Source organism: Pseudonocardia sp. Ae717_Ps2, from assembly GCF_001932475.1.
Lineage (GTDB): Bacteria > Actinomycetota > Actinomycetes > Mycobacteriales > Pseudonocardiaceae > Pseudonocardia.
Genome location: NZ_MCIS01000001.1, coordinates 5,728,408 through 5,754,799, shown reverse-complemented (window position 1 = coordinate 5,754,799; position 26,392 = coordinate 5,728,408). Strand labels below are relative to the sequence as shown.

23 protein-coding genes are annotated in these 26,392 nt (G+C 73.1%); 14 read left to right on the top strand and 9 right to left on the bottom strand.

Annotated features, from left to right (window positions below; all coding sequences use genetic code 11):
- Positions 1-42 precede the first annotated feature (42 nt).
- Positions 43-1,881, bottom strand: coding sequence for an acyl-CoA dehydrogenase (locus Ae717Ps2_RS26580; RefSeq protein WP_075309367.1), 1,839 nt, complete (start codon positions 1,879-1,881; stop codon positions 43-45).
- 254 nt (positions 1,882-2,135) lie between these two features.
- Here Ae717Ps2_RS26580 and Ae717Ps2_RS26575 point away from each other — a divergent pair, with 254 nt between their 5' ends.
- Positions 2,136-3,317: an N-acetylmuramoyl-L-alanine amidase gene (locus tag Ae717Ps2_RS26575; RefSeq protein ID WP_075334016.1), complete on the top strand. Its 1,182-nt coding sequence runs from the start codon at positions 2,136-2,138 to the stop codon at positions 3,315-3,317.
- Positions 3,318-3,391: 74 nt separating this feature from the next.
- A complete protein-coding gene (locus Ae717Ps2_RS26570; RefSeq protein WP_075334015.1) occupies positions 3,392-4,579 on the top strand; it encodes a class I SAM-dependent methyltransferase in 1,188 nt (395 codons plus the stop codon).
- A 7-nt stretch (positions 4,580-4,586) separates the two neighbouring features.
- On the opposite strand, the gene Ae717Ps2_RS38485 is transcribed toward Ae717Ps2_RS26570, so the two are convergent.
- Entirely contained in the window at positions 4,587-5,153 is a 567-nt protein-coding gene (locus Ae717Ps2_RS38485; protein ID WP_175581819.1) for a TetR/AcrR family transcriptional regulator, read from the bottom strand.
- A 117-nt stretch (positions 5,154-5,270) separates the two neighbouring features.
- On the opposite strand from Ae717Ps2_RS38485, the gene Ae717Ps2_RS26560 reads away from it, so the two are divergent.
- Complete coding sequence (locus Ae717Ps2_RS26560) at positions 5,271-6,917, top strand: GMC oxidoreductase (protein WP_139318884.1); 1,647 nt, start codon at positions 5,271-5,273, stop codon at positions 6,915-6,917.
- Here the strand turns inward: Ae717Ps2_RS26560 and Ae717Ps2_RS26555 are convergent.
- Complete coding sequence (locus Ae717Ps2_RS26555; protein ID WP_198932236.1) at positions 6,910-7,542, bottom strand: 2-C-methyl-D-erythritol 4-phosphate cytidylyltransferase; 633 nt, start codon at positions 7,540-7,542, stop codon at positions 6,910-6,912. The genes Ae717Ps2_RS26560 and Ae717Ps2_RS26555 overlap by 8 nt on opposite strands.
- Positions 7,543-7,648: 106 nt before the next feature.
- Here Ae717Ps2_RS26555 and Ae717Ps2_RS26550 point away from each other — a divergent pair, with 106 nt between their 5' ends.
- Positions 7,649-10,252, top strand: a complete 2,604-nt coding sequence (locus Ae717Ps2_RS26550; RefSeq protein WP_083702505.1) for a helix-turn-helix transcriptional regulator — start codon at positions 7,649-7,651, stop codon at positions 10,250-10,252.
- Between the two features lie 10 nt (positions 10,253-10,262).
- Here Ae717Ps2_RS26550 and Ae717Ps2_RS26545 read toward each other — a convergent pair whose 3' ends face one another.
- Complete coding sequence (locus Ae717Ps2_RS26545; RefSeq protein WP_075309377.1) at positions 10,263-11,054, bottom strand: SDR family NAD(P)-dependent oxidoreductase; 792 nt, start codon at positions 11,052-11,054, stop codon at positions 10,263-10,265.
- 141 nt (positions 11,055-11,195) lie between these two features.
- Here Ae717Ps2_RS26545 and Ae717Ps2_RS26540 point away from each other — a divergent pair, with 141 nt between their 5' ends.
- Positions 11,196-11,645 carry a MarR family winged helix-turn-helix transcriptional regulator gene (locus Ae717Ps2_RS26540; RefSeq protein WP_075309379.1) on the top strand — a complete coding sequence of 150 codons (450 nt, stop codon included), beginning with the start codon at positions 11,196-11,198 and terminating at the stop codon, positions 11,643-11,645.
- A gap of 7 nt (positions 11,646-11,652) precedes the next feature.
- Here Ae717Ps2_RS26540 and Ae717Ps2_RS26535 read toward each other — a convergent pair whose 3' ends face one another.
- The 4 genes from Ae717Ps2_RS26535 to Ae717Ps2_RS26520 all read right to left on the bottom strand — a co-directional run bounded on the left by Ae717Ps2_RS26535 (position 11,653) and on the right by Ae717Ps2_RS26520 (position 16,860).
- The gene (locus Ae717Ps2_RS26535; protein WP_075334014.1) at positions 11,653-13,131 is read right to left on the bottom strand and encodes a dynamin family protein; all 1,479 of its coding nucleotides are present in this window, start codon (positions 13,129-13,131) and stop codon (positions 11,653-11,655) included.
- On the bottom strand, positions 13,128-14,837 hold the full coding sequence (locus Ae717Ps2_RS26530; RefSeq protein ID WP_233147686.1) for a dynamin family protein: 1,710 nt from the start codon (positions 14,835-14,837) through the stop codon (positions 13,128-13,130). Before Ae717Ps2_RS26530 ends, Ae717Ps2_RS26535 begins: the two co-directional genes overlap by 4 nt.
- Before the next feature lie 295 nt (positions 14,838-15,132).
- Positions 15,133-15,930 carry an IniB N-terminal domain-containing protein gene (locus Ae717Ps2_RS26525; protein WP_075309385.1) on the bottom strand — a complete coding sequence of 266 codons (798 nt, stop codon included), beginning with the start codon at positions 15,928-15,930 and terminating at the stop codon, positions 15,133-15,135.
- Positions 15,931-16,053: 123 nt separating this feature from the next.
- Positions 16,054-16,860: a hypothetical protein gene (locus Ae717Ps2_RS26520; protein WP_075309387.1), complete on the bottom strand. Its 807-nt coding sequence runs from the start codon at positions 16,858-16,860 to the stop codon at positions 16,054-16,056.
- Between the two features lie 246 nt (positions 16,861-17,106).
- Between Ae717Ps2_RS26520 and Ae717Ps2_RS26515 the strand changes: the two genes are divergently transcribed.
- The 9 genes from Ae717Ps2_RS26515 to Ae717Ps2_RS26475 all read left to right on the top strand — a co-directional run bounded on the left by Ae717Ps2_RS26515 (position 17,107) and on the right by Ae717Ps2_RS26475 (position 24,749).
- Entirely contained in the window at positions 17,107-19,155 is a 2,049-nt protein-coding gene (locus tag Ae717Ps2_RS26515; protein WP_139318885.1) for an Hsp70 family protein, read from the top strand.
- Between the two features lie 287 nt (positions 19,156-19,442).
- The gene (locus Ae717Ps2_RS26510) at positions 19,443-19,775 is read left to right on the top strand and encodes a hypothetical protein (RefSeq protein ID WP_139319220.1); all 333 of its coding nucleotides are present in this window, start codon (positions 19,443-19,445) and stop codon (positions 19,773-19,775) included.
- Positions 19,776-19,842: 67 nt separating this feature from the next.
- On the top strand, positions 19,843-20,667 hold the full coding sequence (locus Ae717Ps2_RS26505) for a DMT family transporter (RefSeq protein WP_020623642.1): 825 nt from the start codon (positions 19,843-19,845) through the stop codon (positions 20,665-20,667).
- Positions 20,668-20,676: 9 nt separating this feature from the next.
- Positions 20,677-21,399 carry an alpha/beta fold hydrolase gene (locus Ae717Ps2_RS26500; RefSeq protein ID WP_075309391.1) on the top strand — a complete coding sequence of 241 codons (723 nt, stop codon included), beginning with the start codon at positions 20,677-20,679 and terminating at the stop codon, positions 21,397-21,399.
- A 77-nt stretch (positions 21,400-21,476) separates the two neighbouring features.
- On the top strand, positions 21,477-22,430 hold the full coding sequence (locus Ae717Ps2_RS26495; RefSeq protein WP_075309393.1) for a ketopantoate reductase family protein: 954 nt from the start codon (positions 21,477-21,479) through the stop codon (positions 22,428-22,430).
- The gene (locus tag Ae717Ps2_RS26490; RefSeq protein ID WP_075309395.1) at positions 22,427-23,074 is read left to right on the top strand and encodes a maleylpyruvate isomerase N-terminal domain-containing protein; all 648 of its coding nucleotides are present in this window, start codon (positions 22,427-22,429) and stop codon (positions 23,072-23,074) included. Before Ae717Ps2_RS26495 ends, Ae717Ps2_RS26490 begins: the two co-directional genes overlap by 4 nt.
- Positions 23,075-23,152: 78 nt before the next feature.
- Positions 23,153-23,785, top strand: a complete 633-nt coding sequence (locus tag Ae717Ps2_RS26485; RefSeq protein ID WP_075309397.1) for a pyridoxamine 5'-phosphate oxidase family protein — start codon at positions 23,153-23,155, stop codon at positions 23,783-23,785.
- Between the two features lie 54 nt (positions 23,786-23,839).
- A complete protein-coding gene (locus tag Ae717Ps2_RS26480; protein ID WP_075334013.1) occupies positions 23,840-24,214 on the top strand; it encodes a hypothetical protein in 375 nt (124 codons plus the stop codon).
- 70 nt (positions 24,215-24,284) lie between these two features.
- Positions 24,285-24,749 carry an SRPBCC domain-containing protein gene (locus Ae717Ps2_RS26475; protein WP_143510472.1) on the top strand — a complete coding sequence of 155 codons (465 nt, stop codon included), beginning with the start codon at positions 24,285-24,287 and terminating at the stop codon, positions 24,747-24,749.
- An 897-nt stretch (positions 24,750-25,646) separates the two neighbouring features.
- Here the strand turns inward: Ae717Ps2_RS26475 and Ae717Ps2_RS40540 are convergent.
- Complete coding sequence (locus Ae717Ps2_RS40540) at positions 25,647-26,093, bottom strand: DUF488 domain-containing protein (protein WP_083702503.1); 447 nt, start codon at positions 26,091-26,093, stop codon at positions 25,647-25,649.
- Positions 26,094-26,392 lie beyond the last annotated feature (299 nt).

The following is a 26,392-nucleotide window of genomic DNA, read 5'->3' as shown; positions in this document are numbered from 1 at the left end:
GCGGGGAGTCCGCACCCGGGGCCCTTCGTCATGGGAACCAGATCAGAACGAGGCCTCGTCGAGCTCCATGAGCGCGTTGTCGGCGTTCGCGATGATCGCCTTCTCCGAGGTCAGACGGGGCAGCACGGACTTCGCGAAGAACGTCGCGACGCCGACCTTGCCCTCGTAGAAGGCCCGGTCCTTCGCCGGGACGCCGTCGGTGCCCAGTGCGGCGAGCGCGACGGTCGCCTGACGCAGCAGCAGCCAGCCGACGAGCAGGTCGCCGACCGCCATGAGCAGCCGCACGGTGTGCTGGCCGACCTTGTACAGCTCGGTGGCGTCCTTGGTGGAGGCGTAGAGGTAGCCGGTCAGCGTGCCGAGCATCCCCTGCACGTCGGTGAGCGCGGTGCGCAGGAGCTCGCGCTCCTCCTTGAGCCGGCCGTTGCCCGCCTCGGAGTCGATGAACGCCTGGATCTCGCCCGCGACGTGCGCGAGCGCCTGGCCGTTGTCCCGGACGATCTTGCGGAACAGGAAGTCCTGGGACTGGATCGCGGTGGTGCCCTCGTAGAGGGAGTCGATCTTGGCGTCCCGGATGTACTGCTCGATCGGGTAGTCCTGGAGGAAGCCGGACCCGCCGAGGGTCTGCAGCGACTGCACGAGCTGCTCGGTGGCGCGCTCGGAGCCGACACCCTTGACGATCGGCAGCAGCAGGTCGTTGACCTTCTCCGCCAGCTCGGTGCTGATCCCGCTGCCCTCGTCGCCGAGGCGCACCCTGTCCTGGAAGGTCGAGGTGTAGATGTAGACCGAGCGCAGGCCCTCGGCGTACGCCTTCTGCAGCATCAGGCTGCGGCGGACGTCCGGGTGGTGGGTGATCGTGACGCGCGGCGCGGTCTTGTCCGTCATCTTCGTCAGGTCGGCGCCCTGCACGCGCTCCTTGGCGAACTCGAGCGCGTTGAGGTACCCCGTCGACAGGGTGCCGATGGCCTTGGTGCCGACCATCATCCGGGCGTACTCGATGACCTGGAACATCTGGGCGATGCCGTCGTGCACGTCACCGAGCAGCCAGCCGACGGCCGGGGTGCCGTGCGCCCCGAAGGTCAGCTCGCAGGTCGTGGAGGCCTTGAGGCCCATCTTGTGCTCGACGTTGGTCACGAAGGCACCGTTGCGCTCGCCCGGCTCACCGGTCTCGGTGTCGAAGTGGAACTTCGGAACGAGGAACAGCGACAGGCCCTTGGTGCCCGGCTTCGCGCCCTCGGGGCGAGCCAGCACCAGGTGCATGATGTTCTCGGTGAAGTCCTGCTCGGCCGAGGTGATGAAGCGCTTCACACCCTCGATGTGCCAGGTGCCGTCGTCCTGCTGGATCGCCTTGGTCCGGCCGGCTCCGACGTCCGAGCCCGCGTCCGGCTCGGTCAGCACCATCGTGGCGCCCCAGCCCCGGTCGATCATCAGCTGGGCCCAGCGCTTCTGCTCCTCGTTCCCGTTCTTGTGGAGGATCGAGGCGAAGTTCGGGCCGGCCATGTACATGAAGATGGCCGGGTTGGAGCCGCACATCAGCTCGGCGGCGGCCCACTGCACCGACGGCGGGATGCCCATGCCGCCCAGCTCGTTCGGCAGGCCGAGGCGCCACCACTCGCCGTCCCAGAGGACCTTGTAGGCGTCCTTGAGCTCCTGCGGGGTGGTGACCGTGTGGTCCTCGGGGTGGAAGACCGGCGGGTTGCGGTCGATCGTGGCGTAGTGCTCCGCGAGCGGTCCGGTGCAGACGGTCGACAGCTCCGACAGCACGCCCTTGGCGGTGTCGACGTCGACGTCGGTGAACGGCCCCGTCCCGAGGTGGTTCTGTACCTCGAACACCTCGAAGAGGTTGAACTCGAGGTCGCGCACGTTGCTCTTGTAGTGGCCCATCCGTCCTTCACCGCCGTTCGTGCCAGGGCCGATCGACTTACCGGCCGGTAACTGACTCCAGAGTATTACCGACGGGTAACCCAGGCAAGGGCGCAGGTGCGGGTCGGGACCGCTCACCCGTGTGACGCGCTCGACCGGCGCGCCCGCGCCGTACTTCTCCCGTGAACCGAGAGAATGCGGAGTCGCACGGGACGGATGTGGCGTGTGTGACGAAGGCGGTACCGGCTCGGTGCGGCCGATGGGGGGCAGCAGCGATGGGCGAGCCGGGGCAGAGCTGGAGTCGCCGCGGGCTGCTGGTCGGTGGCGCGGTCGTCGGCGCGGGCCTGGTCCTGCCCGGCCGGGCGTTCGCCGGGCCGCCGCCGGCCACCGACCCCGCCCCGCCCGCCACCGACCCGGTGCCCGGTCCGTCGGCGGTCCCGGGGCCGGACGGCATGCCCGGACCGGCCGGTGCCGGCCCCCTCGTGGAGGGCGTGCCGATCCCGTTCATCGCGCGCTGCTTCGAGTGGGGTGCGCGCAAGCCCAAGTCCGCGCCGAAGATCTGGGACCGGCGTCCGATCCGGATCCTGGTCCACCACACGGCCGGGGCGAACACGACCGACTACAGCGTCGGCGCCGCGCACCGGATGGCGAGGGCGATCCAGAACTACCACATGGACCGGAACGGCTGGCTCGACTCCGGGCAGCACTTCACCATCTCGCGCGGCGGGCACGTGCTGGAGGGCAGGCTCTGGAGCCTCGGTGAGCTCAACGGGGGCCGCCGCGTCGTCGAGGGGGCGCACTCGCCGGGCCAGAACGTCATCGCGATCGGCATCGAGAACGAGGGCACCTACATGGGCGTCGACCCGACGCCGGCACTGTGGAACTCGCTGCGCATCACCTGCGCCTACATCTGCCTGCGCTACGGCATCGCCCCGACCGAGCTCTACGGCCACCGCGACTACCGCAACACCCTCTGCCCCGGCGACCGTCTCTACGCCGCGCTGCCCCGGCTGCGTCGTGAGGTGGCGGGGCTGCTGGGCAGGCGGCTCTCCCGCACCGAGGCGACCAAGGCGAGCTGGCCGCTGCTGCGCACCGGCGACCGCGGACCGATCGTCGAGGCGGCCCAGTACCTGCTGCGCGACGCCGGGTCGCTGACCGGGAAGCCCGACGGACGGTTCGACGACCGCACCGCGGCCGCGGTGAGCGAGTTCCAGCGCGCGCACCGCGCCGACGACGTCAACGGCCTGCTCGGCGGGGAGACCTGGCCGGAGCTGGCCCGCACGGTGCGCGCGGGCGCCGAGGGCGACGCCGCCCGTGCGGTCGAGGTGCTCGCGGCGGCGCGACGGGTGGAGAGCGTGCCCGACGTCGTCGACCACCCGCAGTGGCAGAAGCTGCTCGGGACCTCCGGCAGTCCCGTCCCGGACGCGCACGACCCGCAGGGCGTGCTGAACCGCTGAGGGCCACGCGCGGGCCCCGTGCGGGCGGAGAGCACCCGCACGGACGGGTGACGGACTGCCGCTAGTCTCGCCCGGTGCTGAACCGCTGCCCCGCGTGCGACGCGCCCGCGAGCGATCCGTTCTTCTCGGTGACCGGGCTGCCGGTGCACGGCACCGCGGTGCTCCCCGACCCGGTCTCGGCGCGGTCGGTGGCCACCGGTGACCAGGTGCTCGTGCTCTGCGAGCGCTGCGGGCTGGTGTTCAACCGCGACTTCGACCCGGGGCTGCTCGACTACACCGGCGACCACGAGGAGTCCCAGCACCACTCCCCCCGCTTCGCCGCCTACGCCGCGGAGATCACCGCGGACTGGGTGGCGCGGTTCGGCCTGGCCGGACGGCACGTCGTCGAGGTGGGCTGCGGGTCGGGTGACTTCGCCGCCGAGCTGCTCGGCGCCGGCGTCGGCCGGGTCACCGGGATCGACCCGCACTTCGTGCCGCAGCGGGTCCGGCCCGAGCTCGCGGACCGGCTCACCGCCGTCCCCGCGGAGTTCGCCCGTGACCAGGTCGAGCCGGACACCGCGGCCCTGGTCTGCCGGCACACCCTGGAGCACATCCCCGACCTCGCCGTCTTCGGCGCGGAGCTGTACGCCGGGCTGCGTCGCGGCGGTGGTCGGGCGCTGCTCGCCGAGGTGCCCGACCTGGGCCGGATCCTCGACGAGGGCGCCTTCTGGGACCTGCAGTACGAGCACTGCTCCTACTTCACGCCGGCGACCATGCGGACGTTCCTGGCCGGGGTCGGCTTCTCCGACCCGCAGGTGCGGCTGACCTATGCCGACCAGTACGTCGTCGCCGAGGCGGGGCCGGACGGGACCCCGGGCGCGCCCGCGCTGGAGCCGCACCTGCGCGACGCGCTGCGCGGCGCCTGCCTGGACTTCGCGACCCGGGTGTCGGACCAGGTCGGACGCTGGCGGGAGTGGCTGGGCGGCCGGGCCGCGACCGGCGACGAGGTGGTCGTCTGGGGCGGCGGGGCGAAGGGGCTGACCTTCCTCAACGTCGTCGAGGGCAGGGCGGAGGGGACCGGCGCGGTCGGCGCGGTCGTCGACATCAACCCCGGCCTGCAGGGCCGCTTCATGGGCGGGCTCGGGCTGCCGATCCGCGCGCCGAAGGACCTGCTGGACTCCCCGCCGCGGTCGGTGCTGCTGATGAACCCGGTCTACACCGGCGAGGTGCGGGCCACGCTCGACGAGCTGGGGCTCGGGTCGACGGAGCTGCTCGCGGTCTGAGCCCCGCTCACCGGTCCGCGTCGCGCAGCTCGCGCACCGCGCGGGCGAGCTCGGCGCGGGCGTCGGCGGGGTCGTCGAGGCCGATCCCGGTGAGCACCAACGCCCCGGCGAGCAGCAGCCGCGCGGTGCGCCGGGCCGGGCCGGACAGGTCGTCACCGCAGACGCGGTCGAACCGGTCCTGGAAGTCGTCGATCACCGAGTCCCGGATCCGGCGGGCTGCCGGGTCGTGCCCGAAGAACACCACGCGCAGTGCGCTGTCCAGTGCGCTGTTCCCGGCCAGGGCGGCGACCAGACCGTCGACGTAGCCGGCGACACGCTCCTCCACCGGCAGCCGGTCGTCCGGCTCCTCACCGGGCGCGGCGCGCAGGTGGGTCACGAACACCGCGGCGAGCAGGTGCTCCTTCGAACCGAACACCTTGTACGCGGTCGCCGGGGAGACCCCGGCCCGGCGGGCCACCCGGCGCACGGTGAGCACGTCGGCACCGTGCTCGGCGAGCTCCGCGCCACCCGCGTCGAGCAGCCGGGCACGCGTCGCCGGTGCGACCTCGCTGGGCCGGAGGATCGCCTCGTCCACCGGCTCCAGGGTAGTGCGCGCCCCGACGTACCGAACCCGGTACCGAGGGTCGCGGGAACTGCGCTACGGTCACCGCACCCGATGGACAGGTGTCCATCCGGCCCACGGGAGGCTCACGTGCGCACGATCAGCCGCAGGACCGTCCTCGCCGGCGCGGCAGGTGCCGCAGGACTCGGGCTGCTGGGCAGCGGGGTCGCCGCCGCGGCGCCCGGCCGGATCGCGGTCACCCGCGAGGAGCACCGGGTGGTCGTCGTCGGGTCCGGCTTCGGCGGCGGGGTCACCGCGCTGCGCCTGGCGCAGGCCGGGGTGCCGGTGCTCGTGCTGGAGCGCGGTCGGCGCTGGGTCACCGGCCCGAACGCGGAGACCTTCCCGCGGGTCCTGACCAATCCCGACCGCAGGCTGTTCTGGCTCGACACCGTCGTCGACCCGCTGGACGGGCCGCCGAACCCGCTGTCGGTGCTGCTCGGGCGGCCGACCCGGAGCACCCCGGGCGCGGTCCCGCTGTCCCCCGGCCGCTACACCGGTCTGCTGGAGCGGGTCGGCGGCAACGGCATGGACGTGTTCTGCGCGGCGGGCGTCGGTGGCGGGTCGTTGCTCTACCAGGGCATGACGCTGCAGCCGACCGCCGAGGTGTTCGCCGCGACCATGCCGCGTGAGCTCGACTACGACGTGCTCGCCCGCGAGCACTACCCGCGGGTCGCCCGGATGCTGCGCCTGGAAACCGCACCCGATGAGCTGATCAACTCCCCCACCTACCGCTCGTCGCGGGTGTTCCGGGACCGCGCCGAGGCCGCCGGCTACGAGGTCGAGAAGATCCCGATGCCGATCGACTGGGACTACGCGCTTGCCGAGCTGCGCGGGGAGATGAAGCCCGCCTACACCAACGGCGACGCGTCGTTCGGCGTCAACAACGGCGGCAAGCACACCGTCGACGTCACCTACCTCGCCGAGGCCGAGGCGACCGGCCGGGTCACCGTCGCGACGCTGCACCAGGTCACCGACGTCATCCGGGCGGCCGACGGGCGCTGGGAGGTGCACGTCGACCGGATCGACGAGACCGGCACCATCCAGGAGAAGAAGATCATCACGACTCCGGCGCTGGTGCTCGCCGCGGGGACGCAGAACACCAACCGGCTGCTGCTGCGCGCCCGCGCGCACGACACGATCCCGGACCTGCCCGACGCCCTCGGCGAGAACTGGGGCACCAACGGCGACCGGATCTGCACCTGGGTCTCCCCCGTCGAGGACTTCGGCCCGGTGCAGGGCGGGCCGGTGGTGTTCGGGACGAAGGACTGGGCGGACCCGGCATCGGCGAACACGGTCATCCAGGCGTCGCTGCCGCCGCTGCCGCTCGGGCTCGGCCGCACCATCACGATGATCGTCGGCTACGGCGTCAGCGCCGGCCGCGGCCGCGTCACCTGGGACCCGGTGCGCCAGGAGGGCGTCGTGCAGTGGCCGCTCGACGGCGACGCGCCCCTCACCTCGCGCATCCACGAGCGGATGGCCCGCATCACCGGCGTGCGCGGCACCTTCGTCGACACCACCTACGCCGTGCCGACGACCTGGCACCCGCTCGGCGGTGCGTGCATCGGCACGGTCTGCGACGTCGCGGGCCGGGTGCAGGGCCAGCGCGGGCTCTACGTGCTCGACGGGTCGCTGATGCCGGGCACCACGGCGGCCTGCAACCCGTCGATGACGATCGCGGCCGTCGTCGAGCGCGCCACCGACGACCTGATCGCCCAGGACGTCGGCACGCTCATCTGACCAGCCGCCGGACGACGGCCAGGTCCTCCGGGCTCGCCACGTGCAGGTTCGCCGGGTCCCCCGGCACCGTCACCACGCGGTGGCCCAGCGCGGCGAGCATCCCGGAGTTCTCCACCGGCCGGGGCGCGTCGGCGTGCGCGGCCCGCAGCACGTCCGCCCGGAACGCCTGCGGTGACTGGGTGATCACCGCGTCCTGCTTCGGGAGGGTCTCGACGACGACGCCGTCGACCACCCGCTGCACCACCTCCAGCAGCGGGACGACCGGCACCGCCCCGTCCGCTCCGGCACGCACGGCGTCGACGACGTCGGTGAAGATCCGGTCCGCGGCGAGCGGGTGTGCCGGGTCGGCGAGCACCAGGATCCCGGCGTCGCCGGGCACGACCGCGAGCCCGGCACGCAGTGACTCGGACTGGTGGTCGCCGCCGACGGCGAGCGCGTCGACCGGCTCGCCGTCCCAGTCCACACCGGACGGCAGCACCAGCGCGACCCGGTCGCAGGTGCGCCGGGCGGCGGCGACGGTGTGGTCGACCAGCCGGTGCCCTGCCAGCTCGTCGAGCTGTTTCAACCGGCCGTAGCGCAGCCCCCGGCCGCCCGCCAGCACGATCGCCCACACGTGGTCCCGCACTCCGGTGATCCTGCCGGGACCGCCGGGGGAACCGGACACCGCACCCGATAGCCTCGGTCGTCCCCGATCGGGCGACCCGATCGGGTGACCCGGAGGGCGGACGAGGATGGCGGCACCGACGACGTCTCCCACCCCTGCCGCGCCGTCGACCGGCCCGCTCGCCGGGTCCCCCGCGTCGATCGCGCTGGTCCGGGAGGTCGCCGAGGACCCGGCCGCGCCGCGCCTGGTGGCCGTCACCGGTCCGGCCGGTGCGGGCAAGTCGACCCTGCTGCGCGAGCTCGTCCGGGTGTGGACCGAGGCCGGTGCCGAGCAGGACGTGACGGTCGTCGACGACGCCCACGAGCTCGGCGACGACGCGCTCGCCGACCTGCGCGGGTACGCGGGCCGCCCGGACGCCCGCCTGGTCGTCGCGTTCCGACCGTGGCCGCGCAGCCGTGCGCTGGCCCGGCTCGGCGCGACGCTGGCCGCCGCCGCGCCGCCGCTGGTCCTGGGCTCCCTGGATGCGGCCGGGATCGCCGCGCGGGCCGCCCGCGTCGCCGGGGTCCGGATCTCCGACGAGGCCGTCCGGGTCGTCGCCGAGCGCACCGCCGGGGCCCCGATGCTGGTCGACCGGCTGCTCGCCCACGGGCGGGTCGGCGGGCCGGTGCCGCCGCAGCTCGCCGAGCAGATCGGCTACGCCGTCGACGCCGAGGACCCACGGGTGGTCGAGCTGGTCACCGCGCTCGCGCTCGGTGCCCCCGTCGACGGCGAGGTGCTCGTCCCGCTGCTCGGGATCTCCGACGCGGCCGGCATCGGCGTCGGCGCCGAGATCGCCGAGCTCGACGAGCTGTCCGGACGGGCCGTCGCCGCGGGGCTCTGCACCCCCGACGGGCGGGTCGTCCCGCTGGTCGCCGAGTCGATCCGAGCCAGGGTCGCGCCCGCCCGGCGGGCCGAGCTGCGCCGCCACCCCGCCGAGATCGAGCTCGACCGCGGCGGGAGCGTGCTCGCCGTCGCCCGCACCCTGCGCGGGTCCGGGGCCTCCGGGGAGCGTGCCGCCACGGTGTTCCGGGCCGCCGCGGCCGAGGCGGCCCGCGCGGAGAGCCCGGACGCGGTCCGGTTCTACGCCGAGGCCGTCGCCGCGGGGACACCCCCGCTGACCGTCGCCGCGCACCGCGCGCAGGCCCACCTCGTAGCGGGGGACCTCGACGGTGCGCTCGGGCACGCCGACTCGGTGCTGTCGGCGACCGACGCCGTCGAGGCCACCGACGCCGTCCGGGCCGGGTCGGTCGCGGCCGCCGTCCTCGCCCGGCGGGGTCTGCTGGCGCGCAGTGCCGAGCTGTACCGGTGGACCGCCGCGGTGTCCGGGGAGCACCTGCCCGCTGCGGCCGTGCCCGTCCTGATCGGGACCGGGGCACTGGAGGAGGCCCGCGCCGTCGTCGGGGGCGACGGCGGCGGTTCCGGGTTCGTCGCCGGCCGTGCGCCCACCCTGGTCGACGGCGCCGACGATCTGACCGCCCGCGGCATGCTCGACTCGGTCGAGGGCTCCCCGACGGCAGCACTGTCCGGCCTGGCCCGCGCCGCCGGGCTCCTGGAGGCCGCGCACGGCGCCGCGCTGCTGCCCGACACCCCGGCCGCGCTGGCCGCGCTGGTGGCCGTGCACACCGGGGAGTTCGACGTCGCCGCGTCCGTACTGGACCGTGCCCTGCGGACCGGGCTCGGCGGGGCACCCGCCCGGGCCCGGCACCGGCTGCTGCTCGGCTGGATCGCGCTGCTGCGCGGCGCGACCGGCCCGGCGTCGGAGCGGCTCGCCGCCGTCGACGAGGGCGACGACCCCCTCGAACCGCGCGACGAGTTCCTCGCCGCGGCACTACAGGTGGCGATCGCCCGCCGCCAGTCCGACCTCGGCGCCCTGATGCGGTCCTGGACGCGGGCCCGGCAGGCGATCGTCCGCCACCCGGTCGACCTCTACGTGCTGCAGCCGCTCGGGGAGCTGGTGACCGCGGCGTCGCGGCTGCGGGAGGAGAGCTGGGTGGCCCCGCACCTCGCCGAGGCCGACGCGCTGCTCGACCGGCTCGGCCGGCCCGCGCTGTGGGCCGCCCCGCTGCACTGGGCACGGCTGCAGGCCGCGGTCCTCACCGACGACGTCGAGGCCGCCCGCGCCCGCTCCGACGAGCTCCAGCGCGCGGCCTGCGGCAGCCGCTTCGCCCACGCCATGGCGACGGCGGCCCCGCACTGGGTGGGGGTGCTGGAGGACCGGGTCGACGCGGCCGAGGTCGAGGCCGCCGCCCGCGGGCTGCACGCCGTCGGCCTGTCCTTCGACGGCGGCCGCCTCGCCGGGCAGGCGGCGTTGCGGACCGGGGACCGGCGCGCGGTGTCGGCGTTGCTGGCCTGCGCGCGGGCCCTGCAGGCCGCGGGCACGGACCTGCGTCAGGGGACCGTCCCACCGCCGGCGGAGGAGCCCCGCCCGGTGGCCGAGGAGCCCACCGTCGCGGCTCCGGAGCCCGTCGAGGCCGCCCCGGAGCCGGCCGCGTCGGGACTGCTGTCCGAGCGTGAGCTGGAGGTCGCCGAGCTCGTCGTGCAAGGGCGCACCCAGCGTGAGATCGGTGAGGCGCTGTTCATCTCGGCGAAGACCGTCGAACACCACGTGGCCCGGATGCGCCAGCGCCTCGGGGTGGGCAGCCGCAGCGAGCTGCTCGACGAGCTCCGCCGGATCCTGGGCGACCGCGGCTGACCCCGCCCGGTCAGGGCAGGATCGAGTCGACGTAACCGCCGTCCACCCGGACCGCGGCCCCGGTCGTGGCCGAGGCCTGCGGGGAGGCCAGGTAGGTCACCATGTGGGCGATCTCCTCGGGCTCGATCAGCCGCTGGATCAGCGACTGCGGCCGGTGGGTGCGCATGAACTCGCGCTGGGCCTCGTCCCAGGGCAGGGCCGGATCGACCAGCTGGTACACGAAGTCCTCGACGCCCGCGGTGTGCGTCGGCCCGGCGATCACCGAGTTGACGGTGACCCCACTGCCGGCCGCCTCCTTGGCGAACCCCCGGGACAGCGCCAGCAGCGCCGTCTTGGACACGCCGTAGTGGATCATCTCGGCCGGGATGACGATCGCGGAGTCGCTGGCGATGTTCTGGACGCGGCCCCAGCCGCGATCCCGCATGCCGGGCAGGTAGGTCCGGATCAGCCGGGCGGCGGTCAGGACGTTGACCTCGAAGTAGCGACGCCAGTCGTCGTCGGTGATGGTGAGGGCCTCCTGGGCGCCGAAGACGCCCAGGTTGTTGACCAGGACGTCGACGTCGGGCAGCGCCGCCACCAGGGTCGCGGTGCCGTCGTCGGTGGTGACGTCGGCCGCCACACCGACGACCTCTCCGTCGGACTCGTCCCGGACCCGGGCGACGGCCGCGTCGACCCGGTCCGCGGTACGGCCGTTGACCGCGACCCGGGCGCCCGCGCGGGCCAGGCCGACGGCGATGGCGAGTCCGATGCCCTGGGTGGAGCCCGTCACGAGGGCGGTCCGGCCGGTCAGGTCGAGGTGCATGGCTGTCTCTCCAGGAGTCGGGGCGGCCGTCTCGTATCGTGGGGACGGCACGTGCAACAGTCGGCGTACGCCGGTAGTTGCACACGCTGGTTATTGCTGACGCCGCCAAGGTAGCACCGACACCCGAAGGGGAGGCACGCCATGTCGCTCGACGACGACGCGGTCGAGACGCGGGCGCGGGGGTGGCGCACCCTGGCCGCCCTGCACGCCCGGCTGGAGGACGACCTGGAGCGGGCGCTGCAGCGCTCGTACGGGCTGTCGGTGGTGGAGTACACCGTGCTCGACGCGCTGGCCCGCCAGGACGGGTACCACCTGCGGATGGCCCAGCTGTCGTCGGTGGTGGCGCTGAGCCAGTCGGCGACGACCCGGCTGGTCGGCAGGCTGGAGGACCGGGGGCTGCTGCAGCGGTACCTGTGCCCCACCGACCGGCGCGGCATCTACACCGAGCTCACCGAACAGGGGCGTCTGCTCCTGGAGAGCGCCCGCCCGGGCCACGACCGGGCGCTGGAACGGGCACTGGCCGACGCGGCGACGCGACCCGAGCTGGCGCCGCTGGTCGCGGCGTTGCACGCCCTGGACGCGACGCCCTGACCGCTGCCTACTGGTGTGCGTGCGGGCGGGACGCCTCGGCGAGCAGCCCCTCGCAGGAGCGCACCACGATCCGCGCGGCCTCCGCAGAGGCCCGCCCGGTCAGCGGGCTCTCCGCCCGTCGCCGCCAGCGGCGCAGCGCCTCGGAGGCGGCGTCGTGGACCTCGCGCGGGCCCGCGGCGCCGTCGAGCCCCAGCCGGGCCGACGCCGAGCTGCCCTCGCCGCCGAGCAGCCGTTCGGCGTCGGCGAGCGCCTCCGGCGGGAACACGATCTTCCCGGCGCGCAGGTCGGCCAGGGCCCGCAGCTCCACGAACTCGTGCGCCCCGGCCAGGATCCGCTCCACCTCGGCACGCAGCGCGGCCGTCGCCGGGCGGGGCTCACGGGTCAGCACGAGGTCGACGGCGAGCAGCGCGGAGCGGGCCTTGAGCAGGTCGCGGCGCTCGGAGAACTGGGTGTCGAGCACCGAGCGCAGCTCGTCGAGTCCGGAGCGGCGTACCAGGTCGTCGGCCAGCGCGGTCGGGTCCTTCACGCCCTGGCGGATCAGCGTGGTCCCGAGCCGGACGCCGAACAGGCCGAACCGCTCCAGTAGCGCGATCCGAGTGGCGGCGTCGGGCCGGTCGAGGTCGGTGCGTCCGAACCGGTCGGCCGACAGCAGCAGCGCCTCCACGTCGCCACGCGGGAGCGCGGCGAGCTCGGTGAGCGCGACGTACTCGTCCTGCCGCATGGTGCGGGCGGTCTCGGCGAGCAGCCCGGCGACGGCGACGACGGTCTGGCACAGCCCCCGCAGCTTGTCGTCGCCGCGGTAGCGCCGCGCGATCCGGCGCGCCGAGATCAGCGCGTCGAGCCGGCCGACGCCGATCTCGTCGGCGCGCGAGAGCACCGCGATGGTGTTCACCGGGGTCGCGCGGGCGACGCCGCGGTCGTGGAAGGCCTCCAGGAACCGCACGTCACCGGCGTGCAGGTGACGCATCAGGTAGACGACGGCGTCGGCGGGCGACGGGGTGTCCTCCGGCGTGAGGAACTCCCCGGCCCGGCCGGCCGCGTCGGCGGTCAGCGACCCGATGCCGGGGGTGTCGATCAGGTTGGTGCGGCGCAGGTGCTGCGACGGCCAGTCGACGTGCAGCCGGTCGACGTCCTCCACCCGGGCGCCCTGCAGATCGATCTGCAGTGCGCCGTCGCGGCGGGCCAGGGTGAGCGGACGGTCGGCGCCGGAGCGCAGGTGCATCCGCACGCCCGGGGCGGGGGCGTCGGCGTACCAGGTGACGATGCGGGTGCACTCGCCCGCGTCGGTGGGTGCGATCCGCTCGCCGACCAGGGCGTTGAGCAGGGTGGACTTGCCGGCCTTGACCTTCCCGGCGATCGCGACGCGCAGCGGCTCGTCGAACCGGTCCAGGTGGTGGCGCAGCCAGCCCGCGGCCTGCGGGGAGTCGCCGTAGGCGTCCAGGGTCCGGCGCAGCAGCGCGCGGGTCTGCTCGGTCAGCGCGCTCACGCCGGACCACCGGAGCCCACGGCCGCGGCCAGCGCCCTGGCCCGCTCGGCGAGGCCGGTCACCCGCTCCAGCTCGGCCTCCAGGTCCGCGACGCGCTGCTGACGCTCGGCGTCGTCCTTCAGGGCGGTCTGCGCGGCCGCGACCGACTCCTTCAGCGCCTCGGACAGCTCGTCGGCGACGGTGGTGAAGTGGTCGCGCAGGTCGCGCTGGATGCGGCGCAGGTTGTCCCGGGAGTCCTTGCCGACCTGGAAGGTGACCTCGTCGATGTGCCGGCGCACGGCGTTCTTCGACTCGGCCTGGCGGCGCTGCTTCAAGCGCTTCTTCTCGTCGCGCACGGTCTTGGCGCCGAACAGCAGACCCGCACCGACCGAGAGCGGGTTGAGCAGGGCGATCCCGGCGAAGGTGGAGGCGAGACCGAACATCAGCATGCCGCCGTAACCGCCGCGGGCGCCGACGAACAGCTTCTGCCCGATGCCGAACTTCTCGTCCGCGGGCATCTCCAGCGGGTCGACGAGCCCGGCCACCGAGCCGCCCGCGACCCGCAGCTCGGGCAGGGTCACGTCGACGGCCTCGGCGAAGTGCTCGGCCACCTGCTCGGCCAGCCAGCGTGCCCGCTCGGTCGTCCACACGAAGTTCTGTGCGACGGCGTGGGCCACCTGCTTGTGGAACCACTCGGCGAACTGGTCCCAGATGTCGGCCGGGTCGGCGTCCTCCAGGAGCTGCTCGGCGTCGCGGGAGACCGCGCGCAGCCGGTCGCGCAGGTCGTACTCGATGTCGGCGATGAGGTCGGCGACGCCGTCGGTCAGCGTGGTCTGCCAGCGCGCGGAGCGCTGGCGCAGCCCGTCGACGCGCGACCGCGCGGCCTCCAGCTCGCGGGCGAGCTGACCGGCCTTCTCCGGGTCGTTCTGCGACATCAGCTCGGCCCGCATCGTGGCTTCCAGGGCCTGGCAGGTGACGAGGACGTCCTGGCTGGTGGAGCGGCGGTCCAGGTCGTCCGCGGCACCGACGACCTTGCGCAGCAGGAAGCTGGTGAGCGCCTGGAAGCCGGACTCGGCGATGAGGTCGAGGTCCTGGGTGCGGGCCGCGTGCAGCCGCAGCGCGGAGGAGACCGGCAGCAGCTCGGCATCGATCCGGGCGGTGCGCAGGTGACGCTCGTCGAGCTCGACGATCCGCCGCCAGTGCGGGTACAGGTCGGTCTTGGTGACGATGCAGGCGACGTTCGGGCACAGCTTGCGCGCGGCCTGCAGGAACTCCAGCTCGGGGGCGGTGTACTCCTGGCTGGCGTCGGAGACCAGCAGCACCGCGTCCGCGGTGGGCAGCGCCGACATCGTCGCGGCGCCGTGCGCGGACCCGAGCCCGCCGACGCCGGGGGTGTCGACCAGGGCCAGCCCGCTCTGCAGGAGCTTGCGGGGCAGCGTGACCTCGGCGCGGGTGAGCCGGGCCCGGTTGCCGGGGTTGCCGGCCTCGGAGACGTGCTCGGCGAGCTGGTCGAGCCCGACGACGGTCCGCTCGGCCTTCTCGGTCGCCACGCCGTCGGGCCCGGGGGCCTCGCGCACGAGGGTCACCGACGTCTCCTCGCCGAAGCGCACGAGCGTCGGCACGGCGGTGGCGATGTCGTCGTCGACGGGGCACACGGTGGCGTTGACCAGCGCGTTCACCAGCTGGCTCTTGCCCTGCTTGAACTCGCCGACGACCAGCACCCGCACGACCGGGTCGGTCAGCCGCGCCTTCGTCTGCCGCAGCCGCGGCGCCAGGTCGGGGCGGTCCTAGGCAGTGACCGCCTTGAGGGCGAGGTCGACGAGCGCGACCGCCTCCGGCACTGCCACGACCGCTCCCCCCAGATACGTCGCGGACGGTGCCCGGCGGCATCCGTCACGTCCTCGTCATGGATACACGAACGGTGACGGCCCCGGTCACCCACGGGGTGGGTGGCCGGGGCCGTCGGTCCGGGCGGTCGAACCTGCTCCTCCGCCCGGAGCAGTGCGGTGGGTCAGCGGTGGGTCAGAGGCCCACGTGGACGTCGGTGGAGACGTCGTTGTGCGACAGCACGTCGGTGTGGCTGTGGTTGTCCACATCGGTGTCGGTGTGCTGGCTCGCGTCGGTGTTGAACGAGTCGTCGATGTCGGTCGAGGTGTGCGTCTCGGTGTGGGTCTTGTTGAACGAGTCGGTCGCGTCGTTCGAGCCCGTGGCGGTGCCACCGACGGCCGCGGCGCCACCGTGGTCGGCGGAGATGTCGCCGGTCTTGGTGGCCGAGCCGGAACCGAAGGCGGAGGTGTTGTCGTCGCCCTTCACCACGTTGTTGTCGTCGCCCACGATGTTGTCGTGGCCGGTGGTGACGGTCGAGTCGCGGATGTCGTCGCCGGCGGCCACCGAGCCGTCGCCGGACGCGACGACCGACTTGGTGTCGATCGACTGCTTGAAGTCGCCGCCGCCGGTGTCGATGTTCTGGTTCACCGAGTTGTCGACGATGGTGTCGCGGTCGTCGACGTTGTAGGTGTAGTGGTTGTTGGTCACGTACTTGTCGATGTACTTGACCGGGTCCTCGCCGTGGTGCACGGGCGGCGGGGGCGGGGTGTGGTGGTGGCCGCCGTGGCCGCCGCCGGTGTTGTAGTCGCGGTCGAAGGACACGTCGTCGTTGTCCTGGGCCAGGACCAGCGCGTCGCGGACGTCGTCGGCGGAGACCTCGGAGAGGCCGCACTGGGCGAGGACACCGTGCGGGTCCTCCTTGAACTCGGCCAGGGCCTTGGGGTCCTTCAGCAGGTCCAGGATGAACTGGATCAGCGACTTCTCGACGGACATGGCGATCTCCTCTGCGGGTGCCGCCGGGCTCGCGCGCTCGGCGGAGGGTTCGGGTGGTGAGGGAGGTGGTGACCGGGCCGGGGTCGGGGGCGTCCCGGCCCGGTCACCGGGCGGTGCGGTGGGTCAGCCGACGGCGAGGTCGATGCCGTTGTGCGACGCGATGTCGGTGTGGCTGTGGTCGTCGATCGACGTGTGGGTCTCGGTGCTGGCGTCGAGGTTCCCGGAGTCGTGGATCTCGGTGTTCTCGTGGGTCTCGGTCCAGGTCTTGTTGAACGAGTCGGTCGCGTCGTGCGAGCCGGTCGCGTTGCCGCCGATGGAGACCGCGCCGCCCTTGTCGGCGGAGATGTCGCCGGTCTTGGTGGCCGAGCCGGAACCGAAGGCGGAGGTGTTGCCGTCGCCCTTGACCACGTTGTTGCCGTCGCCCACGACGTTGCCGTTGCCGGTCGTGATGGTGGAGCCGTCGATGTCACCGCCGGCGGCCACCGCGCCGTCACCGGAGGCGGTGGTCGACCGGATGTCGATGTCCTGGTCGAAGTCGCCGCCGTGGGTGTTGATGTGCTGGTTCACGGAGTTGTCGACGATGGTGTCGCGGTCGTCGATGTTCTCGGTGTGCCAGACGTCCTTGACGTGCACGTTCTCGTGGGAGGCGGCGGCCTTGTGGCCGTGGTCGCCCTTGCCCTCGCTCCAGCCGCCCTTGTCGCCGCCCCAGTTGAAGCCGGTGTCGTAGTGGCGGTCGAAGGACACGGTGTCGTTGTCCTGCGCGATGACCAGCGCGTCGCGGACGTCCTCCGGGGACAGGTCGGCGAGGCCGTAGTGCTGCAGGACCGCGTTCGGGTTGTCGTTGAACCAGTCGCGGACCTGGATGCTCTCGGAGCCGCTGCCGAGCAGGAGCTTGATGAAGTCGATCAGCGAGATGTCGTGTGCAGCCATGTCGGCCTCCGGAGTCGCTCGGGGGGGTGACCGGTCCGTCGGCGACGACCGGTGTTGACGACGAAAGCTAGGGGTGCCGGGCCGCCCGGCCATCGGGGATCGCTCCGGGTCCGTCGGGGGGCCGTTAGGGGATCGGTCCCCCACTTCGTTCCGCTGCGCGGCACCGGCTAACGCCGGAGCGGCCCCCGCCGATGGGTCGGGGAGAGGACCACGCCGGCGTGCCGGTTCGACGAGGGGGGAGCAGTGGTGTCGTACCTGCTCGGGATCGATCTGGGGGCCACCTCGGTGACCGCGGCCGTGCTGCGCACGGGTGGTGCCGCGGAGTCCGTCCGGCTGGGCGGCCGCGACGGGAGCGACGTGCTCCCCGCGGTGCTCGTCGCGACGCCCGGGGGCGACCTGCTCTGTGGTGAGCCCGCCCGTCGCCGGGCCCCGGCCGAGCCGGACCGTGTCGCACGCGGCTTCCTCGACCGGGTCGGGGACCCGACACCGCTGTCGCTGGGCGGCTTCGCCTACGCGGCCGAGGACCTGTGCGCCCGGCTGGTGCGCGTCCTGGTCGACGAGGTGTCCACCCGGCACGGTGGCCCGCCGTCCCGGATCGGCGTCACCTGCCCGGTGGGCTGGGGCCGGCACAAGCGGGACCTGCTGGCCGCCGCCCTGCGCCGCCGCGGGCTGACCGTCTCGCTGGTGACCGCGCCGCAGGCCGTCGCGCTCGCCCACCGCACCGTCGTGCCGGCCGGGGGGCCGCTCGCCGTCGTCGACCTGGGGGGCAACGGGACCACCGCGACCGTGCTGGCCGCGGCCGCACCCGGGGTGCTGCCCGACGCCGTCGGCCGCACGCTGACCTGCCGGACCGGTGGCGCCGACGTCGACGACGCGGTGTTCGCCTTCGTCCAGTCCTCCTCCCCGGCCACGGCCGCCGCGTTCGACGCGCTCGACCCCGACGACCCGCGGACCGTGGCCGCTCTGACCTCCCTGCGCGACGAGTGCCGCGCCGCCAAGCAGCTGCTGTCCCGGGACACGGTCGCGACCGTCCCGGTGGAGCTGCCCGGCCTGCGAACCGCGGTCCGCATCCACCGCTCCGACCTCGACGAGCTCACCCGCCCGCTGCTCGAGCCGGTCACCGACCTGGTGCAGGACGTCGTGGCCGCCGCCCCGGACGCCGAGGTGCTGCTCGCCGGCGGCGCCGCACGGATGCCGGTCGTGGTGCAGGCGGTCTCGGCGGCACTGGGCCGCCCGGTCGCCGTCGTCGCGGACCCGGTGGCCGACGCCGCCCGGGGCGCCGCGCTGGCCGTCGCGCCGGGCGCCGGGACCTCTTGGCCCGGTGTGCGGATGGTGCCGCTGGCCGGTGTCCCCACTCCCCGCGAGCCCGTCGACCCGGCCGGGCGCAGCCCCTGGGACCGGCCCGGGCCGGACACCGTCGATCGCGCCGGCAGCACCGACCGCACCGACCGGACCACCCCGGCGTGGCCGACCCGCGGTGAGCGGGAGCGGACCGCACGGACCGAGGCGCCCGCCGCGGACCGCACGGCCGTCGCCCTGCTCGACCCGGAGCCGCCGACCGGCCCGCTGACCGCGGTCCCCCGCACCCGTACGGCCCAGCCCCCCGCCCCCGCACGGCCGTCGGTCCTCGGGGCCGGACGGGTGACCGCCCCGGCCATCGCCCGCCCGGAGCGTCCCGCGCCGGACACCCTGGTCACCCGGGACGCCCCCGCCGGCGCGGCCCGCCGCGGCGTGGTCACCCGGCAGCGCCTGATGGTCGGTGCCGGTGGCCTCGCCGGTGCCGCCGCCATCGCGGGTGCGCTGCTGTTCTGGCCCACGACGAGCCCGGGGATCGGTGAGCTGAGCGCGGCCCCCGTGCTGAGCTCACCGGCCGTCGCACCGGCTCCGGTCGCTCCGGGGGCCGCCCCGGCGCCCGGCGCCGCGTCCGGCCCGGTCGCGGGCGCCCCCGTGGGTGGGACGCGCGCCGGCGCCTCGGGTGGCGCGGCCACCGGGGGCGTCGCGGCCCGCCCCGCCGCGGGTGCCGCTGCGCCGGCCGCGCCCGGCGCCCCGGCTCCGGCCGCGCCTGCCCCGGCTGCTCCGGCTCCGGCCGTGCCGTCCGCCCCAGTGGTGTCGCCCCCGCCGGCCACGTCGCCGCCGGCGACCAGCACGAGCCCGAACACGCCGGCGGAGGGCACGTCCGATCCGGCCACCCCGCCGGTCACCACCCCGCCCGCCACCGCCCCGACCACCCCGGCCCCGGGCCCGACCACGACGGCTCCCGCGCCGTCGTCGAGCGTCGCTCCGGCAGCCGCGTGATCATCCTGGGGGACAAGGAAATCGATCACCGATCACGCTGTGCGCTGCGACGACAGCGCGGAGTGACCCCCACCCCGTCCCGCCCGGACCCCGGGGCGGGATGATTCGGACCGCCGGGCCGGCGTGGACACGGGAGCCCCCACGCCGGCTCGGCCCCATGCGGGAATGCGATACGGCCGCGCCCGAAGGTGTGAGCGCGACCGCGTCGCGCCGCCCGTCTCCACCCCCTCCGACGTGGTAAAACCGTGGTCGTCACGGTTCGGGGGCACGGGTGAGAGGGGCGCGTGGTGACGCGGTTGGCGGGGGCGGTCATCGGCATGGCAGCGGGTGCGTTGGTGCTCGCCTATGTCGTGGTGGGCTGGCCGATCCTGGTGGTCGGCGGGCCGCTGCTGGTGGGGGTGGCCCTGATGGTCGGCGTCCTGGTCCTCACCGAGCGCCCGCGGGCCGTGCTGGCGCAGCGCCGGGCCGTCCAGGCAGGCACGTCTCCCTGGCAGGCCGCCGCCGACACGCGTGACGAGCAGCCCGGCCGCGGGCTGATGAGCGGCTTCTTCGAGATGCCCGCGGCGCTGCCCGAGCAGCGGCCCGCCCCGTCGGACGCCCGCCCGGCCGGCACCCGGTAGCAGTACGTCACAATCGGCCGGTGCCGATCTTCCCGCGTGCCGCCCGTGACCTGACCCGGGCCCGCCCGTGCTGATCGGGATGTTCTTCGCGGTGCTCGCGATGCTCTGCAGCACCGTCGCCGCCATCCTCCAGGCCGACGCGGCCAACCAGGGCGGGCGCACCAGCGCGGTCCTGGCCCGGCCCCGGTTCGTCGGCGGGATCGGGATGGACCTCGTGACCTGGCTCTGCATGGTCGTGGCGCTGCAGTACATCCCCATCTTCGCGGTGCAGGCCACGCTCGCCGGGGCCATCGCGATGACGGCCCTGTACGCCCGCTACTTCCGCGGCGAGTGGCTGCGGCCGGTGCACCGGCTGGCGATCGGCGCCAGCATCCTCGGGCTCGCGTTCGTCGCCGGCAGCGCGGGGACCGAGCGCAAGCAGGCACTGACCGGCCACGGCACGACCGTGGCCGTCCTGATCGCGGCGCTCGTGGTGTTCATGGGGGCGACGCTGGCGGTCACCAACTCGACCAAGCCGTGGCCGTCGGCGGTGCTCGCCGGGCTCGGGCTGGGCGGCGGCTCGGTCTGCATCCGCGCGATGCACGTGTCCGAGGGGGTCGACCTGGCCGGTCTGCTGCGCGAGCCGCTGGTCTACATCCTGGTCGGCATGGCGCTGACCGGCCTGTACAACTACGCCCGCGCGCTGCAGCTCGGCGACGTCTCCACGGTGACCGCGCTCTACATGGTCACCCAGGTCGTCGTGCCCGGTCTGGTCGGCATCACGCTGCTCGACGACACCGTCCGCCCCGGTCTGTGGTGGCTGCTGCTGCTCGGGCTGGCGCTCGTCGTCTACGGCACCTCGATCCTGGCGCGACGCCGTCCGGAGAAGCGGACTCCTCCGCGGGTGGCCTAGTTTCGGCTCATGCCCTCCTTCGAGCGCCCCGGCGTGACACTGCACTACGAGGAGCACGGCACGGGCTTCCCGGTCCTGCTGCTCGCCCCGGGCGGCATGAACTCGACGATCGCGGCCTGGGACAACGCTCCCTGGAACCCGGTCACCCACCTCGCCCAGCGGTACCGCGTCATCGCGATGGACCAGCGCAACGCCGGGTCCTCGGTCGCCGACATCCACGGCGACGACGGCTGGGACACCTACACCGCCGACCAGCTGGCCCTGCTGGACCACCTCGGCGTCTCCGAGTGCGCGGTGCTCGGCATGTGCATCGGCGGCGCCTACATCGCGAACCTGCTGGTCACCGAGCCGCAGCGGATCCGGGCCGCGGTCGCGCTGCAGCCCATCGGCCGTGCCGACAACCAGCACCTGTTCGAGAAGAGCTTCGAGAGCTGGCGCGCCGGGATCGAGGCCGACCACCCCGGGGTCCCCGACGACGACTGGGCCGCGTTCCGCACGAACATGTGGGGCGGCGGCGGGATGCTGTACTCCGTTCCCGACGAGGCGCTCGCCCACGTCACGACGCCGTGGCTGGTGCTCATGGGGACCGACGCCTTCCACCCGGAGCCGGTGTCGCGCCGGCTCGCCGAGCTCGCACCGGGCGCGGAGCTGGTGGAGCAGTGGAAGGTCGAGCCGCACGTCGCCGACGGCCGCGCCGCCGTCGACCGGTTCCTCGCCACCCACCTGGTCTGATTCCTCCACGACGGCGGGCACCCACTGCCCCGCCGTCGGTGGTGCGCCGGCACGACGGTTGAGTCAGGATCGTCGTCGTGCGTTACGTGGTGATCGGGGCAGGGGCGGTCGGCGGGACGATCGCGGCGCGGCTGCACGCGGCGGGGCGGGAGGTCGTCGCCGTCGCCCGGGGCGCGCACCTCGACGCGATCCGCGAGCACGGGCTGCGCCTGGACACCCCGGACGGGTCGACCACCCATCCGGTGGAGGCCGTGAGCACGGTCGCCGAGGCCCGCCCCACCCCCGACGACGTCGCGATCCTCGCCGTCAAGTCGCAGGACACCCCGCCGCCGCTGGCCGCGCTGCTCAAGGCGGCCCCCGGGATCACCGTGGCGTGCGCGCAGAACGGCGTCGCCAACGAGCGCCTCGCCGCGCGTCGCACCGACCGGGTGCAGGCGATGCTGGTGATCCTGCCCGCCGAGCACTACGAACCGGGTGTCGTCGTCGCGTCGTCGTCGCCGGTCCCGGGTGTGCTCGACGTCGGCCGGTTCCCCTCCGGGGTCGACGCCACCACCGAAGCGATCGTCGCCGACCTCACCGCGGCCGGGTTCTCCTCCCGCGCCGACCCGGACGTGATGGCCGCGAAGTACGGCAAGCTGCTCACGAACCTGGCCAACGCGGTCGACGCGATCTGCGGGCTCGACGACCCGGACGCCCCCCGCCTCGTCGAGGCCGCGACCGCGGAGGGCCACGCCGTGCTCGCCGCGGCCGGGATCACCGCCAGGACCGGCGACGACGACCGCGTCCGCCGGGAGGGCATCATCACCGAGCGGCCGGTCGCGGGTGCGACGCGGCGGGGCTCGTCGTCGTGGCAGAGCCTCCGGCGCGGTTCCGGTTCCATCGAGGCCCGGTACCTCAACGGCGAGATCGTGGCCCTGGGCGCGGCGCACCGGATCGCGACCCCGGTCAACACCGAGCTGATGCGGGTGGCCGAGGAGATGGCCGCGGCCGGGGAGCAGCCGGCCTCGCGGTCCGGGGCCGATCTGCTGTGACGGCCTATCCGCTCGACGTGGCGCGGCCCGCGTTCCTCGACACGCTCGACGGGCTGTCCGCGCTGCTCGACCACGTCGACGACACCGACCTGCACGCTCGCAGCCGCTGTCACGGCTGGCTCGCCGCCGACGTCCTCGCGCACCTGCACCTGGGCCTGGTCGAGATGCTCGCCGGGTTCCCCGCCCGCACCGACCGTCCCGCCGACGCCGACCTCGCGACCTACTGGACCGCACCGCCGCCCGGGTCCGAGCAGCCGGGCTGGGCGCACGAGCGCTTCGCCCGCGCCGTCGCCGCGGCCTACGCCCGCCCGACCGGTCAGGTCGCCCACGTCGCGACGACCGTGCGCGGGCTGCGCCGGCTCGTCGCCGACCTCGAGCGGCCCTACCGGCTGGAGTTCCAGGGGGTCGTCCTCGACGTCGGCGACTTCGTCGCGACCTGGGTGGTGGAGGTCGTGGTGCACCACCTCGACATGACCGTCGTGCTGCCGGACGCGCCCACGCCGCCGGCGTCCGGGCTCGCGGTGGTGCGGGAGACGGTGCTGCGCCTGGCCGGGGACGCCGCCGTCGCGGGGTGGGAGGACGACACGGCGCTCGCGCTGGCCGCCACCGGGCGGGAGCCGGGCATGACGCCCGTCCTGGGCTAGCAGGTGATGCCGGTCGTCCCCACGCCCGTGACCGGGAATTCTCTCGGCCCCGCGCCCGTCCGCGCCTACCGTCGACCCATGACGTCCGACGCGCACGGAACCGAGATCCGCACCCTCGCCGAGCTGCAGCAGATCACCGGGCAGCCGATCGCACCCGCCCTGGCGAAGGAACGCGACCACCTCGTGGACGTGCACCGCGCCTGGCTGGCGGCGTCCCGGTTCCTGCTGCTGGCGACGTCGGGCCGGGACGGCACCTGCGACGTCTCGCCGAAGGGCGACCCGGCCGGGTTCGTGCACGTCGTCGACGACCGCACGGTCGCGATCCCCGAGCGTCCCGGCAACGGTCGTGTCGACGGCTGGCGCAACGTCCTGGAGAACCCGCACGTCGGCGTCATCCTGCTGGTGCCGGGGCGCAACGACACGTTGCGCATCAACGGCCGGGCCCGCCTCGTCCGCGACGCGCCCTACTTCGACGAGCTCGCCGTGAAGGGCCGACGGCCGCTGCTCGCCTGCGAGGTCGCGATCGAGCAGATCTACTTCCACTGCCCCAAGGCGTTCCTGCGCTCCGAGCTGTGGGCGACGGAGAGCTGGCCCGCGCCGGACGCGCTGCCCTCCACCGCGCAGCTCGCCAAGCGGCTCGCCCGCCCCGACGAGCCGCTGGAGAAGATCGAGGAGTACTACGGCGCCGGCTACGCGGCCCGACTCTACTGAGGGTCGCGCAGGTTACATCGAAACCCCAGGTCAACCCCTGCACAATGGGGAGACGTGACACCCCCCGTCCCGCCGCTGCGGCGGTCCCTGCGCGCCCTGCTGTTTGCCGTTCTCACCGCGCTCGCGATCCCGGTCGCGCTCGCGGCGGGTGCCGCGCTGCCACTGGCCGCGGTGGTCGCGGGGATCGTGCTGGCGGTGGTGGTCGCAGGGGTGGCCCGCACCCTGTCCTGGGTGGCCGGGGAGCCGATCGGCGAGCGGGCCACGGTGCTGGCCGTGGCCAGCGGCCTCGGCGCCGGGATCGCGGCGATCACCCTGGGTGTGGTCGCGGTGTTCGCGGGTCCCGCGGTGCTCGTGCTCGTCCCGCTGCTCACCGGGGCCGGGATGGTGACCTGGTGGGTCGCCCGCCGCGACGTGCCGCCCGCGCTCTGACCCCGTCGTCCCCGTCCAGGGGGAGCGGAGGGAGGGCACCGAAAGGTGCAGATGCGGCAGTATCACGGTGGTGTCCACAGCCCACGCCGCCGCCACCGTCATGGACGCGCCGGCATCGGCAGCATTCGAGCTGTTGCGCGACCCGGCGATGCATCGGCACTTCGACGGGTCGGCGGTGGTCGGAGAGCCGACCACCGCCGAGATCCTGTCCGGCGTCGGTCAGGTCTTCACAATGAACATGACCTACATCGACGGCGACACCGTTGAGCACTATCTGTCCGACAACATCCTGACGATGTTCGACCTGAATCGAACCATCGCGTGGACCACGGCCGTTCACGGTGGCTCGCCGCTCGGCTGGACGTGGCGATACGACCTCGCGCCGACCGGTGATGGGACGCAGGTGCGTCTGACCTACGACTGGTCCGACGCACCCGCTGCCACCATCCGCAGGTTCGGTGTTCCCCTCGTCGGCCCCGATCGGCTCGCTGAATCGCTCCGCTTGTTGGCGGCGCTCTGTGCCTCGGCGCAGTGATCTGGTATTGCTATAGGCAGCAGACTCGGACGTCCAGCGAACGCGGGGGCCGTGATTTGAACGATCAGCTGGACTTGTTCACCCCGGAAGATCGGGAGCCACCTTCTAAGCCAGCTGGCGACCGTCCTGTAAAGATGCGGGTTCTGGTCACTGTTAAAGCCGCGCCGAATCCCTCTGAGAAGTATGGGAGACGGTCTGTGTTGCGGGCCTGCGCATCGATCCGGATGCAACTGGCTGGGTTCGATTGTATCCAATCAACTTTCGGGACCTGGAATCTGATAGCGCTTTTCGGAAGTACAGTGTCGTGAGACTTGAAGCGCTCCCGGCAAGGCAGGACTCCAGGCGAGAAAGCTGGCGTCCGCTGATGGATTCTCTAAAGATCGAGGCAGACATCTCTCCTGTTGATGGCTGGCGGAAACGTGCTTCCTGGCTTGCTCCTCATGTCGAGAACTCTATGTGCCGAATCGTTGCCGGCACGCGAGAGTCACATTCAGCGCAGTCCCTTGCACTGGTGCGCCCACGTGAAGTAAAAGGGCTTGATATCGAGCCGCATCCTGGCTGGAGTGACGCCGAGAGAAGGAAGCTAGAAGCATATTCGAACCAGCCTGACCTTTTCGATCAGGAGCGAACCAATCGGAGTCCTCTGGAAGCTCCGAGATTTCGGGCCTACTATCGCTACACGTGCGGCGAATTGACGTGTCGAGGACACAGGCAAGGTCTTCTCGACTGGGAGTTAGTTGCACTGCAGAGGAATCTTCGCGGTTTCAGCGATGTGCAAGCAATCGAGCAGATTCAAGCGAAGTTCTTAGGGCAGATGTGTGCAGCGAGGAAGGATTCGGCCTTCTATGTTGGAAATCAGGCGAAGTGGGCGCAAACATTTAGCGTCCTGGGTGTATTTTATCCGGATCGACGAGATTGAGTCTCGATAATCTCCTGAATGGTGACTTGTCTATGGCATCGCTCCTGATTCGCCTCGAAGCACATAAGCGCTACGGTTCCCTTTGTCATGATGTCTATGACCAGAGACAAGGCTTCGATTGAGTGGCGTTCGCCAAGTATCTCTCTGTACGTGCTTCTTGCTTGCTCCAACTCCTGCCAGTCTCCGGAGAATCCAGCGCGATTGTCTCGCGGATTTCCTAGCGCTGGGAGGTGCATGTAATCGATTCCAGCTAGGCTCAGATTCGAACTAAGGGCCCGCTTGCTGAAGCCAACTTTACGTGAAATCGCATTCAGGCGCACATCAACGACGGCTCGCACTTCTTGTGCGTTTAGCTCGTCGATAAACTGCTCCAGGGATCGGCCCTCGTAGCCGGCCCCTACTAGACCGCCTGAAATCGTAAGCACGGCTAGATTGTGTCACATCGCGAGAGAATGCGCCATACGGGGGTGGCGTCGCTTATTAGTTGAGTGTCTCTAATTAGTCGATGCTTCCCCGATGCGCGCTAGCCGTTGACGGCCATCGGCCACTTCCCTGTGTCGGATCCGTCAAGCAGGCGGTGCCGGCAAAAGCGCCGTAGTCTCTGGCCGCATCTGGGCAAGGATGGGAAACGTTTCCGACGCAACTGGCGCGCCCTCGCTCCCTCCCATGCGAGCTGCAAAGAAGTACTGAGACATGGGGCCGGATGCTGGATGCTGAAATCCTC